We start from the raw sequence: 12928 nt of genomic DNA, 5'->3' as shown, positions 1-12928 counted from the left end.
TGGTCATTATTCCGGATCATCCGTAAACGCGTTGTTTCGGAATATCGGCACAAAGGTTGCGAGATACAGCACAAACACAATGACAATTAAAAGAGCGGGAATCGTGATAAAAAACAGCTCGTCCACATACATTAAACAAGCTCGAGAAAGTGCCGCCGTGAAAAGACAAAGCACGGCAAGGCGACAGAGTTTTGGGTAATCCAGTTTCGTAAAGCCACTATGCCATAATCCCGCGGTGAGCCAAATCATCATCATGCTGCCGAGAATCCCGCCAAGTGTCACCATGTGTAACGGATCGGCAGTAGGCTCATCAATTAATTTATTGATGCCCATCCACAAATAACCAATTGCGGCGAACAGTTGAAGGAAATAATAAGTACGTACGTAATGTTTACGTAGCAGTTCTTGATGATGTAATTCGCGTAATTTGGCAAGCAAAATAAAACCAACGGCAAAGGCAGTAAAAGTGGCTGTTTGCGTAGGCAACCAAAGCTCTGCAGCGGTATGAAGTAATAAAAATGTAATTGCGATATTTTTATACACGACATTTGGAATAAATACGGGATCTTTCAATGTGCTTTCTTTCAGTGCCTCTGCGCCTAATAGAATGCTGACTCGAATTGATACAAACATCACCGCCGCCATATTCAAATGCACCTGTGCCCGCAATAATTTCAGGCTATCAGTCATGGCGTAAGCCGTCTGACAAACCATAAATGCCGCAAGTAACATCAGTAAAGTAAAATTGTCGGTATTGCGATCCAACCAAAACAGCCAAGCACAAAAGAGTAACAACGCGAGCCAATAAGCAGCCACTAAAAATGAGGCAGTTTGTGGTGAAAATGGTAATAAGACCAATCCAGAAAGCAAGAGCACTGCTAAAATTGTCGCAATAGGTTTTAAATTACCTTTGTAATTTGTCCACTCAAGCATGGAAGCCGTCAGAAAACCGCCGTATGCCGCGGGCAGCATAAATTCTAAGAAAATTTTGCGATGTAGGATGAGATCATCGGGGCTGATGAAAAAGCTCAACGCCCCCACAATCGCAAGAATGGCTGCACCAACAAAAAAGGGTCGCATCGGATGGGTAAAGAAATTATTCATAATAATGGATTCCTTGAAATTCGCGTGCGACTACGGTTTCTTCAAAGGCTGAATTGCGTTCAGATAATGGCGTTGGCAAAGTAATCACATTTTGTATATCCATCCCTTTTGGAGAAAGCTGCATGATTTCTCGGCTTAATCGAGCCGCTTCAAAACGATCATGCGTCACTAAAATACAGGCCATGCCTTGTTGCTCAATTTTTTCCACTAACATAGTGGCTAAAATATTACGTAAATCGCGATCCAAACCGACAAAAGGTTCATCCAATAAGGCTAAATCACAGCCGCATAGTAATAGACGCAAAAACGCCACGCGTTTTGCCATACCGCCCGATAATTCGGTCGGGTATTTATTCAAATCACCCGAAGAAAGCCCGATCTTTTCTGCCAGCGCAATGATTTCATTTTCATTAGGATTATCCATAAAAATGGCGATATTCTGCATGGCAGTGAGATTTTCTAATAGACGATTTTCTTGAAACAGAAAGCCCGTTTTACGAAATGTATTCTTGATTTCGCCCGATTTTGGCGTTTCCAAACCTGAAATTAAACGCAGTACCGTAGTTTTACCACAGCCACTAGGGCCGAATAAGGTTTTCACTTCGCCTGGTTGTAAATCCATACTGAAATCGCGCACGATGGGATCGCGGAGAATTTCAAAACGCACATTCTTTAAGCTCAGCATTATCTTCTCCACGGCATAAATAGGATTTCCAATGGCTTGGTAATCAAATATTCAAAGAGTGAAACAAACACAATCACCAACAACACATAAGCCATGACCGTTGACGTATCTAACATGGCTCTGGCATCGGCAATCTGTGCACCTACACCCTCATTGGCCCCCAAAAGCTCAGCCATAATGACGACTTTTACGCCCATGGCAACCGCCACGCCAATGCTGGAAATCACATAGCCTGTGAGATGGGGAACATACAAATAGCGGATTTTTTTCCACAATCCGAGTTTGTACGCATCAAACAATTCTTCATGTTGTTTGTTGACACTTGCCATACCCATAGCGGCACTGGAAAAGGTCAGCGGGGCGACTAATACGATAATGGTAAATAGCACGCTAGGATTGCCAAAGCCAAACCAAAATAATGCCATCACGACCCAAATAATTGGCGGCATGGCTAACAAAATCGTAATGACGGGTTTAAGCAATGCCATAGCCGTTTTAAAGCTGCCCGCAATCAACCCAGCGACTAAGCCTGCGACTAATGCAATGGTAATGCCCACCACAGACCGCCATAACGAAATACCGATTTCGTTTTGTTGGAAATGATCGAGCAAATCAAGGGCTTTTTGAAAAACATCCGCGGGAGCAGGCAGCATAAATTCACCAAATATCGCACTGCCCCAAGCCCACAAGGCAACCACCATCATCGCCACACTCAAGCCGGTAAAGCCGCTCCAGAGATAGTCGATGATGTAAAACAGGACAGGTTGTGGTTTACGGATTTTGTCAGTTTTAATCATGTTATGTGATTCTGTTTTAAATTAAGCCAAGAAGAATTTATCATCTGGTAATTTACCACCTAAGAGTTTTGGATTGAACTCCATCAAGGTTTCATAGAATTGCATGATTTCATTTTTCAGTTCACTGGCTTTGGTCACCGTTAAGCGCGCACCGTCTAAGCCCATTTCAATAGCGGCTTCTGGAGCAGGAAGATAATTGGCGCCAATTTCAGCCGCACTTTTACGGTTAGCCATAACCCAGTTTAACGCATCACTTAAATCTTGGTGAAGTAGATCAAACTCCGCCTTGTGTGCGTGGAAATATTCTTCGTTAGCAATAATGCCCGCCATTGGAATAAGCGGTTTGGTGTTAAACGCTTGACCCCATTCTTTCACTAAATCGAAGCCGCGGACAATCTCCGTACCAACAATTTTAGCTTTCAGCACAACAGCACTCGCCATTGGTTCCGGCAGAATGGCAGCATGGAAATCTTTAAGCAAGAACAAACCAATCGCCTCAGTTGGTGTGGCCGCATAGGTGATATCCACTTTATTAATATCAATATTCAGTTTTTTCAGTAAAGCTTGCAATACGATGTCTGGCATATCGTTTTTAAATGGCACTAGGATTTTTTTACCCACCAATTCTTGCGGTGAAGTAATGGCACCACCTTTACACATTAACTGCGTAATGCCATTGGTGAGAATATTTACCATACCAACTTGTTGCCCTTGATTACGTAAATTCACGCCCACATTACTTGGGCTCATCATCACCTTAAATTGCCCACTTGCCACACCCGCACGCAGTTGATCTGGCGAACGCCAAATCTCTAATGCGACATCTGCTTGTTTGGCTAATTTACCTTGTGCTGCTGCCACTGCAATGGTCACACTTGGCATCGCCGGTGCACCATAAATGGTAAATTGTTCTTTCGTTGCCGCAAAGAGAGAAGGCGACATACCCGCTGCAGTAAGTGCTGCGCTAATTCTTAAAAAATCACGTCTATTCAGTGTCATAGCTATCTCCTTATGATGAAACAAGTCTAATGCCTATATTTTGATAATAGTTTTCATTAATTATCTTACTAGCTGTGACTAAAGTAAAGAAAGACAAAAGTGCAGTCAGATTTCCCGTGATTTTCGTTAAAAAAGAAAAATTGAATCCTTATTCAAAATAGGCAACAATACCCAGAATAATTTCGTGATATTAAGTGGGAATAAATATGGATCATTCAGTTCATAACAAGCTGGTTTCTTTTATCTGGAGCATTGCAGACGATTGTCTGCGCGATGTCTATGTACGCGGTAAATATCGTGATGTGATCTTGCCGATGTTTGTGCTTCGCCGTTTGGATACCTTGCTTGAGCCAAGCAAAGAAGCGGTATTGGAAGAAGTACGCTTTCAAAAAGAAGAATTGGCATTCACCGAATTGGATGACCTTCCCCTTAAAAAAATTACCGGCCATGTTTTTTATAACACCTCAAAATGGACCTTGAAATCCCTCTATCAAACCGCCAACAATACGCCGCAGTATATGCTGGCCAATTTTGAAGAATATCTTGATGGTTTTAGTGCCAACGTGCAGGAAATTATCAACTGCTTCAAACTGCGTGAACAAATCCGCCACATGTCTCATAAAAATGTTTTGCTGAGTGTGTTGGAAAAATTTGTCTCCCCTTACATCAATCTTACCCCTAAAGAGCAACAAGACCCGGATGGCAACAAATTACCTGCCTTAAGCAATCTTGGCATGGGCTATGTGTTTGAAGAACTGATCCGTAAATTTAACGAAGAAAACAACGAAGAAGCCGGTGAACACTTTACGCCACGCGAAGTGATTGAGCTGATGACGCATTTGGTCTTTGATCCGCTCAAAAACCAAATCCCGGCGATTATTACGATTTACGACCCTGCTTGCGGCAGTGGCGGTATGCTGACCGAATCACAAAATTTTATTGAACAAAAATATCCGCTGCCAGAATCGCAAGGCGAGCGTTCAATTTTCCTATTCGGTAAAGAAATCAACGACGAAACTTACGCCATCTGCAAATCCGACATGATGATTAAAGGCGACAACCCTGAAAACATCAAGGTCGGCTCCACCCTTGCTACCGACAGCTTCCAAGGCAATTACTTTGACTTCATGCTTTCCAATCCACCATACGGCAAAAGCTGGAGCAGCGACCAAGCTTATATTAAAGATGGCAATGATGTTATCGACAGCCGCTTTAAAGTCAGCTTGCCTGATTACTGGGGCAATGAAGAAACCCTCGATGCCACGCCACGCTCCAGCGATGGACAGTTGCTATTCCTAATGGAAATGGTCAGCAAAATGAAATCGCCGAATGACAACAAAATCGGCAGCCGAATAGCCTCCGTACATAACGGCTCAAGCCTCTTTACCGGCGATGCAGGTTCGGGGGAAAGCAATATCCGTCGCCATATCATTGAGAACGATTTGCTGGAGGCCATCGTACAGCTGCCTAACAACCTGTTCTACAACACAGGCATTACCACCTATATTTGGTTGCTGTCCAACAACAAACCCGAAGCACGCAAAGGCAAAGTACAGCTGATTGATGCCAGCCTCTTATTCCGTAAGTTGCGTAAAAACCTCGGCGACAAAAACTGCGAATTCGCGCCGGAGCATATTGCGGAGATTACCCAAAACTATCTTGATTTCAGTGCTAAAGCACGCGAAACCGACAGCCAAAATGAAGCGGTCGGCTTAGCCTCGCAGATTTTTGACAATCAAGATTTCGGCTATTACAAAGTCACCATTGAACGCCCAGACCGTCGTTCTGCACAATTTACCGCAGAGAATATTGCGTCTTTACGTTTTGACAAAGCCCTGTTTGAGCCCATGCAATATCTTTATCAGCAACATGGCGAACACGTTTACAACGCCGAATTTTTAGCTAAAACCGAGCCAGAAATCAGCGCTTGGTGTGAGGCGCAAGGCATTGCCTTAAACAATAGAAACAAAGCCAAACTGCTGGATATTAAAACCTGGGAAAAAGCTGCCGCACTTTTTCAGACGGCCTCAACCTTGCTCGAACATTTCGGTTCAACCCAATTTGACGATTTCAACCAATTCAAACAAGCGGTCGAAAATGATTTGAAATCTGCAAAAATCACCCTTTCTGCCACAGAGAAAAAGGCCATTTTCAATGCCGTAAGCTGGTACAACGAAAATGCCGCTAAAGTGATTGCTAAAACACTCAAGCTCAAACCAAACGAATTAGATACCCTTTGCCAACACTACCAATGCCAAGCCGATGAGCTGGCAGACTTTGGCTATTACGCCACCGGCAAAGTAGGCGAATATCTCCAATACGAAACAAGCAGCGACTTGCGAGACAGCGAATCCATACCGCTTAAACAAAATATCCACGACTATTTCAAAGCCGAAGTGCAGCCGCACATCAGCGAAGCGTGGCTGAATATGGAAAGCGTGAAAATCGGTTATGAAATCAGTTTCAACAAATACTTCTACCGCCATAAACCATTACGTAGCCTTGCAGAAGTAGCCCAAGATATTTTGGCGTTAGAAAAACAGGCTGATGGCTTGATTAGTGAAATTCTAGAGGCTTAATGAAAAACAAACTATTAAGCAAGTTTTAATAAGTCTTAAGCAAGGAAACTAAGAATACTTAACTTATTGAAAAATAATATTTTTTATCTTTTAAGCAAGATTTAGCATGAAATAAGCAAGGAATAATAATGACAGAACCGCTTTCTAAAATTAACGGCATTATCACAAAAAATTATTTAGAGACGCAGCCAGAGAACCAATATTTTGAACGCAAAGGATTAGGAGAAAAAGACATCAAGCCAACTAAAATGGCAGAAGAATTAGTTGGAATGCTCAACGCTGATGGTGGAGTGTTGGCTTTTGGTGTGGCAGATAATGGTGAAATCCAAGACCTGAATAGCCTTGCCGAGCGATTAGATGATTATCGGAAATTAGTTTTCGATTTTATTGCACCGCCTTGTCGAATTGAACTGGAAGAAATTCTGGTTGATGGAAAATTAGTTTTCTTATTCCACGTAGAGCAAGATTTAGAGCGCATTTATTGTCGTAAAGACAATGAAAATGTGTTCTTACGTGTAGCAGATAGTAATCGAGGCCCTCTCTCCAGAGAACAAATCAAAAATCTTGAATATGATAAAAATATCCGCCTATTTGAAGATGAAATAGTTCCTGATTTTAATGAAGAAGATTTAGATCAAGAATTATTAGAGCTATATAAAAAGAAAGTTAATTTTACCTCCGGTGATATCTTAGATTTGTTATACAAGCGAAATTTATTAACCAAAAAGGAAGGTAGTTATCAGTTTAAAAAATCAACCATTTTACTCTTTTCCACCATGCCGGAACGTTACATTCCTTCAGCATCAGTCCGTTATGTTCGTTATGAAGGTACTGTAGCCAAAGTTGGTACTGAGCATAATGTAATAAAAGACCAACGTTTTGAAAATAATATTCCAAGGCTAATTGAGGAGCTGACCTATTTTTTAAGAGCCTCTTTAAGAGATTATTACTTTCTTGATATCAATCAAGGAAAATTTATCAAAGTACCGGAATATCCTGAAGAAGCTTGGTTAGAAGGTGTTGTAAATGCGCTTTGTCATCGTTCTTACAATGTTCAAGGTAATGTTATTTATATTAAACATTTCGATGATCGTCTTGAAATTAGTAATAGTGGCCCTCTTCCGGCTCAAGTCACCATTGAAAATATTAAAACAGAACGATTTGCTCGGAATCCACGTATGGCACGAGTTTTAGAGGATCTCGGGTATGTCCGTCAGCTTAATGAAGGGGTTTCTCGTATTTATGAATCAATGGAAAAATCATTATTGGCAAAACCTGAATACAGAGAACAACACAACAATGTTTATCTAACCTTACGCAACCGTGTTACCGCACATGAAAAAACGGTATCCACAGCCACTATGGTGCAGATTGAAAAAGAATGGACAAACTACAACGACACCCAAAAAGCCATTTTGCTTTATCTATTTACAAACGGTACGGCAATATTGTCAGAATTGGTTGACTATACAAAAATCAACCAGAATTCGATCCGAGCGTACTTAAATGCGTTTATTCAGCAAGGTATTATTGAACGACAAAGTGTAAAACAGCGTGACCCCAATGCCAAATATGCTTTTAGAAAAGATTAAGCAAGGTTTATCGCTTGCTAAGCAAGGAGATTAAGAGTATTTAACACATTGAAAAACAATGGTTTTTATCTTTTAAGCAAGATTTGGTATGGAATAAGCAAGTTTTTTTATGGTTAAGCGGACAATAAATTGCATCAATAAAAGCAGTCAGATTTTAAGGATTTTTTGCAAATGAGACGATACGAGAGTTACAAAGATTCGTGTGTGGAATGGCTGGGGGAAATACCGAGTCATTGGGAGTGTTTGCCTATTAGATCTATTTTTAAATTTAGAAATGAAAAAAATGATCCGATTAAAACGGATAATATATTATCTTTATCCATTGCAAATGGAGTCACTGAATATTCAGATGAAAATAGAGGCGGAAATAAAAGAAAAGATGACTTATCTTCCTATAAATTAGCATATCCAAATGATATTGTTCTTAATAGTATGAATGTTATCGTTGGTGCTGTTGGGGTATCAAAATATTTTGGTGCTATTAGCCCTGTGTATTATGCTTTATCTTTATATAATCAAAGAGCAAATTTATCTTATTATGAAAGTATTTTTAAAAATGAAAATTTTCAAAGAGGATTATTGCGATTTGGTAAAGGCATTCTTATAAAATTCGGTGAAAATGGAAAAATGAATACAATAAGAATGAAAATATCACAAGATGATTTAAAAAAATTGTATTTTCCAATTCCTCCTCTTGATGAACAACAAAAAATCGCGCAATTCCTAGACGATAAAACCGCCAAAATTGATCAGGCGGTGGATTTGGCGGAAAAACAGATTGCCCTGTTGAAAGAGCACAAGCAGATTCTGATTCAAAATGCCGTAACCCGAGGTTTAAACCCTGATGTGCCGTTAAAAGATTCCGGTGTGGAATGGATAGGGCAAGTGCCGGAGCATTGGGAAGTGAAGAAATTAAAATTTGTATTAACGTTAAGTAATAAGAAAGAAGAAAGTAAAAATTCTAATAAAAGATATATTGGTATGGAAAATATCGAATCATTTACAGGAAAAATTAATGATATTCCTTTAATTGCAGAAGGTATTGCAAATTCATTTTATAAAGATGAAATTTTATTTGGAAAACTAAGGCCCTATTTAGCTAAATCATATTTAGCAGATTTTGATGGAATCTGTTCCACAGAATTTTTGGTTTATCGCTCAACCAAAGTATTAAATAATCGTTTTGCATTAAATATTTTTCTTTCCTATGGTTTTATCGATGCCGTAAATGCTTCTACTTATGGTTCAAAAATGCCTAGAGCTAATGCAGAATTTATATCTAATATGTTTTTAGCTATTCCGCCACTTTCCGAACAGAAACAAATTATTGACTACTTAGACAAACAAACCGCTAAAATCGATCAAGCAATCGCATTAAAAACAGCTCATATTGAAAAGCTGAAAGAGTATAAAAGCGTATTGATTAACGATGTGGTAACCGGCAAGGTGCGGGTATAAGGTGTGAAAAGTGCGTTCCCAAAATCCTATGGATTTTTGGATATTGGCGGCGCAACTTGGGCGTAATGAATAAATTTTAAAAAATTCACAAAAGGGTGAAAAATGGTTTCAGGAACTAAGGAAAAAGATTTAGAAATTGCCATTGAAAAAGCTTTAACCGGCACTTGGCGTGAAAACAGCGAAAACCAGATTGGTGAACCAGAGGCTGAATACTTGCCACGCCATCATGGTTTTGAACTGGCATTTTCACAGGATTTTGATGGGCAGTTTGCCATTGACACGCGTCTGTTTTGGCAATTCCTGCAAACCAGCCAAGAGGCAGAACTCACCCGTTTTCAACAGCTAAACCCAAACGACTGGCAACGTAAAATTCTAGAGCGGTTAGACCGCCAAATGAAGAAAAACGGCGTCTTGCACCTGCTGAAAAAAGGCTTGGATATTGATAGCGCTCATTTTGATTTGCTCTACCCCGTTCCGCTTGCAAGCAGTGGCGAAAAGGTCAAACAGCGTTTTGAACAAAATCTGTTTAGCTGTATGCGTCAAGTACCTTATTCCGCATCAAGCAATGAAACGGTGGATATTGTGCTGTTTGTCAATGGCTTGCCGATTATTACCCTTGAGCTGAAAAACCATTGGACAGGTCAGACGGCCATTGATGCCCAAAAACAATATCGCAACCGTGATTTAAGCCAAACGCTGTTTCATTTCGGGCGTTGTTTGGCGCATTTTGCCTTAGATACGGAAGAAGCTTATATGACCACCAAATTGGCGGGGCCCGCTACGTTTTTCTTGCCGTTTAATTTGGGCAACAACTGCGGTAAGGGCAATCCGCCGAATCCAAACGGACACCGCACGTCGTATTTATGGCAAGAGGTGTTCAGCAAAGCCAGCCTTGCCAATATTATTCAGCATTTTATGCGTTTAGATGGTTCAACAAAAGAGCCGCTGGAGAAACGCTCGCTCTTTTTCCCCCGCTATCATCAATTAGAGGTGGTGCGCCGTTTGATTGCTGATGTCAGCGAACAAGGCGTGGGCAAACGCTATCTGATTCAACACTCTGCCGGCTCGGGCAAATCTAATTCCATTACTTGGTTGGCGTATCAGTTGATTGAGGCTTATCCGCGCAATGAAAAGGCGGCAAACGGTAGAGAGGCAAACCGCCCGATTTTTGATTCGGTGATTGTCGTAACCGACCGTCGCTTGCTGGATAAGCAACTGCGCGACAATATCAAAGATTTTTCAGAAGTGAAAAACATTTTGGCGCCGGCGTTGAGTTCGGCAGAATTGCGCCAATCGCTTGAGCAGGGCAAAAAAATCATTATTACCACCATTCAAAAATTCCCGTTTATTGTGGATGGCATTGCTGATTTAGGAGACAAACAATTTGCGGTGATTATTGATGAGGCGCACAGCTCACAATCTGGTTCGGCACACGACAATATGAACCGAGCCATCGGCAAAACGGAAGACCTTGATGCCGAAGATGTGCAAGATTTGATTTTACAAGCCATGCAATCCCGCAAAATGCGCGGCAATGCGTCGTATTTTGCTTTCACCGCCACACCGAAAAACAGCACTTTAGAAAAATTCGGCGAGAAACAGGCGGATGGTAAATTTAAGCCGTTCCACCTTTATTCCATGAAACAGGCGATTGAAGAAGGCTTTATTTTAGATGTGATCGCCAATTACACCACTTATAAAAGTTTTTATGAGATCACTAAATCGATTGAAGATAATCCGGAATTTGATAGTAAAAAGGCACAAAGCCGTCTGAAAGCTTATGTGGAGCGTTCTCAACAAACGATTGATACTAAAGCGGAAGTGATGCTGGATCATTTTATCCAGCAAATCTTTAACCGTAAAAAACTCAAAGGCAAAGCCAAGGGAATGGTGGTAACGCAAAATATTGAAACCGCCATTCGCTATTTTCAGGCGTTAAACCGATTGCTGGCTGAGCGAGGCAATCCATTTAAAATTGCGATTGCGTTTTCAGGCAGTAAAGTGGTTGATGGCGTGGAATACACCGAAGCGGAAATGAATGGGTTTGCAGAAAGCGATACCAAAGAGTATTTCGATCAAGATGAGTATCGTTTGCTGGTGGTGGCCAATAAATATCTGACCGGTTTTGACCAGCCGAAATTGTGTGCGATGTATGTGGATAAGAAACTCTCCGGCGTACTTTGTGTGCAAGCTTTATCACGTTTAAATCGTAGTGCGAATAAGTTGGGTAAACGCACGGAAGATTTGTTTGTGTTGGATTTCTTTAACAGTGTTGAAGATATTCAGCAAGCATTTGAGCCGTTTTATACTTCTACGTCGTTGTCGCAAGCAACCGATGTCAATGTCTTGCATGATTTGAAAGATCAGTTGGATGAAACTGGCGTGTACGAACAATCGGAGGTCAACGACTTTACTGAAGGCTACTTTGCCAATAAAGACGCACAGCAATTAAGCAGTATCATTGATGTGGCGGTTCAACGTTTCGATCATGAGTTGGCGCTTGAGCCAACCCAAAAAGTCGATTTTAAAATCAAGGCAAAACAGTTTTTAAAAATTTACGGGCAAATGGCCTCCATCATCAATTTTGAAAATATCGCTTGGGAAAAGCTTTATTGGTTCCTCAAATTCTTAGTACCAAAATTAAAAGTACAAGATCCGATGGATGAATTGGATGAAATTTTAGATGCTGTGGATTTAAGCTCTTACGGCTTGGCGCGCACCAAACTGAATTACAGCATTAAATTAGATGATGAAGAAACAGAGCTTGACCCACAAAATCCAAATCCACGCGGCACGCATGGTGAAGATAAAGAAAAAGATCCGATTGATGAAATTATTCGTGTCTTTAACGAAAGATGGTTTCAAGGCTGGAGCGCAACACCGGATGAACAACGGGTAAAATTTATCAATATTGCCGAGCGTATTCGTAGCCATAAAGACTTTGAGCAAAAATATCAAAATAACCCGGATGTTCATACCCGTGAATTGGCTTTCCAAGCCATTTTGCGCGATGTAATGAGCGAACGCCACCGGGATGAACTAGAGCTATACAAACTTTTTGCGAAAGATGCTGCATTTAGAACCGCTTGGACGCAGAGTTTACAACGAGCTTTGGCTAGGTAGAAAAAAAGGCCGTCTGAACGATTGGGTTTCAGACGGCCTTTTGTTTTAGTCTTAAAACAGCACACATATAAGTGCGGTCGTTTTTTGAGTGTTTTTTTACTCAGTCACGTAGAAAACTTGTTTTTCAAATTCGTGTTTACCAATTTTGACAGTCAGCACATATTTGCCGATTGGATCTCTACGGTCGAATGTCCAGCAGTTCATCATATATTTACCATTTTCTAATGTTGGTCTGGTATAAGTGATGGTATGGAGTTTTTTATTTGGTGATGACACCACTTTCGCATTTTCAATCGAACTGGCGAATTCACTTGGGGCTTGAGCTTTAAAGGTTTCACTTACCGTTGCTTTTTTACCAAAATTACCTGTTGCGAGCCAACATACCTTCTCAGCTTTACTGGAACGAGAGGTTTCTTTTTTATTTAAATCTGGTGATGGCTCTTGAGTTCTATCAAACACAGAGAGGTAAATAGTGGGCTCATTTGCTGTATCTTTAGCTGCAGCTGCGTCTTTTGATTCTGGTGATGCCGCAAATGTGGCTGTTGAAAATAGGGTCGCAATTAAAGCGAATGTTGAGATTTTTTTCATGTT

At 40.8% G+C, this 12928-nt stretch carries 9 protein-coding genes; 4 read left to right on the top strand and 5 right to left on the bottom strand.

Annotation, left to right across the window (positions count from 1 at the left end):
- Window positions 1–6 precede the first annotated feature (6 nt).
- Genes HMPREF2732_RS05680 through HMPREF2732_RS05665 form a run of 4 tightly spaced genes read right to left on the bottom strand, consistent with a single transcriptional unit; the run spans window position 7 to window position 3585 of the window.
- Window positions 7–1104 carry an NnrS family protein gene (locus tag HMPREF2732_RS05680; RefSeq protein WP_070591918.1) on the bottom strand — a complete coding sequence of 366 codons (1098 nt, stop codon included), beginning with the start codon at window positions 1102–1104 and terminating at the stop codon, window positions 7–9.
- Window positions 1097–1789, bottom strand: coding sequence for an ATP-binding cassette domain-containing protein (locus HMPREF2732_RS05675; RefSeq protein ID WP_186821531.1), 693 nt, complete (start codon window positions 1787–1789; stop codon window positions 1097–1099). The genes HMPREF2732_RS05680 and HMPREF2732_RS05675 overlap by 8 nt, the downstream gene beginning before the upstream one ends.
- Entirely contained in the window at window positions 1789–2586 is a 798-nt protein-coding gene (locus tag HMPREF2732_RS05670) for an ABC transporter permease (RefSeq protein WP_070591915.1), read from the bottom strand. Before HMPREF2732_RS05670 ends, HMPREF2732_RS05675 begins: the two co-directional genes overlap by 1 nt.
- A gap of 21 nt (window positions 2587–2607) precedes the next feature.
- Window positions 2608–3585, bottom strand: coding sequence for an ABC transporter substrate-binding protein (locus HMPREF2732_RS05665; RefSeq protein WP_070591912.1), 978 nt, complete (start codon window positions 3583–3585; stop codon window positions 2608–2610).
- Between the two features lie 206 nt (window positions 3586–3791).
- Between HMPREF2732_RS05665 and HMPREF2732_RS05660 the strand changes: the two genes are divergently transcribed.
- The 4 genes from HMPREF2732_RS05660 (at window position 3792) to HMPREF2732_RS05645 (ending at window position 12337) form a co-directional block, all read left to right on the top strand.
- Entirely contained in the window at window positions 3792–6164 is a 2373-nt protein-coding gene (locus HMPREF2732_RS05660; RefSeq protein WP_070591910.1) for a type I restriction-modification system subunit M, read from the top strand.
- A gap of 128 nt (window positions 6165–6292) precedes the next feature.
- On the top strand, window positions 6293–7756 hold the full coding sequence (locus HMPREF2732_RS05655) for an ATP-binding protein (protein WP_070591907.1): 1464 nt from the start codon (window positions 6293–6295) through the stop codon (window positions 7754–7756).
- 171 nt (window positions 7757–7927) lie between these two features.
- On the top strand, window positions 7928–9214 hold the full coding sequence (locus HMPREF2732_RS05650; RefSeq protein ID WP_070591904.1) for a restriction endonuclease subunit S: 1287 nt from the start codon (window positions 7928–7930) through the stop codon (window positions 9212–9214).
- A 102-nt stretch (window positions 9215–9316) separates the two neighbouring features.
- Complete coding sequence (locus HMPREF2732_RS05645; RefSeq protein WP_070591901.1) at window positions 9317–12337, top strand: type I restriction endonuclease subunit R; 3021 nt, start codon at window positions 9317–9319, stop codon at window positions 12335–12337.
- 96 nt (window positions 12338–12433) lie between these two features.
- Here the strand turns inward: HMPREF2732_RS05645 and HMPREF2732_RS05640 are convergent, their stop codons facing one another.
- Window positions 12434–12925, bottom strand: coding sequence for a hypothetical protein (locus HMPREF2732_RS05640; RefSeq protein ID WP_070591898.1), 492 nt, complete (start codon window positions 12923–12925; stop codon window positions 12434–12436).
- Between the last annotated feature and the right edge of the window lie 3 nt (window positions 12926–12928).

The organism is Haemophilus sp. HMSC061E01, assembly GCF_001810345.1.
Taxonomy (GTDB): Bacteria; Pseudomonadota; Gammaproteobacteria; order Enterobacterales; family Pasteurellaceae; genus Haemophilus_D.
This window is presented reverse-complemented; position numbering and strand designations above follow the sequence as displayed.

Coding starts and splice junctions, on each gene's coding strand:
- HMPREF2732_RS05680 (WP_070591918.1), bottom strand. CDS start 1,104: ATGAATAATTTCTTTACCCATCCGATGCGACCCTTTTTTGTTGGTGCA.
- HMPREF2732_RS05675 (WP_186821531.1), bottom strand. CDS start 1,789: ATGCTGAGCTTAAAGAATGTGCGTTTTGAAATTCTCCGCGATCCCATC.
- HMPREF2732_RS05670 (WP_070591915.1), bottom strand. CDS start 2,586: ATGATTAAAACTGACAAAATCCGTAAACCACAACCTGTCCTGTTTTAC.
- HMPREF2732_RS05665 (WP_070591912.1), bottom strand. CDS start 3,585: ATGACACTGAATAGACGTGATTTTTTAAGAATTAGCGCAGCACTTACT.
- HMPREF2732_RS05660 (WP_070591910.1), top strand. CDS start 3,792: ATGGATCATTCAGTTCATAACAAGCTGGTTTCTTTTATCTGGAGCATT.
- HMPREF2732_RS05655 (WP_070591907.1), top strand. CDS start 6,293: ATGACAGAACCGCTTTCTAAAATTAACGGCATTATCACAAAAAATTAT.
- HMPREF2732_RS05650 (WP_070591904.1), top strand. CDS start 7,928: ATGAGACGATACGAGAGTTACAAAGATTCGTGTGTGGAATGGCTGGGG.
- HMPREF2732_RS05645 (WP_070591901.1), top strand. CDS start 9,317: ATGGTTTCAGGAACTAAGGAAAAAGATTTAGAAATTGCCATTGAAAAA.
- HMPREF2732_RS05640 (WP_070591898.1), bottom strand. CDS start 12,925: ATGAAAAAAATCTCAACATTCGCTTTAATTGCGACCCTATTTTCAACA.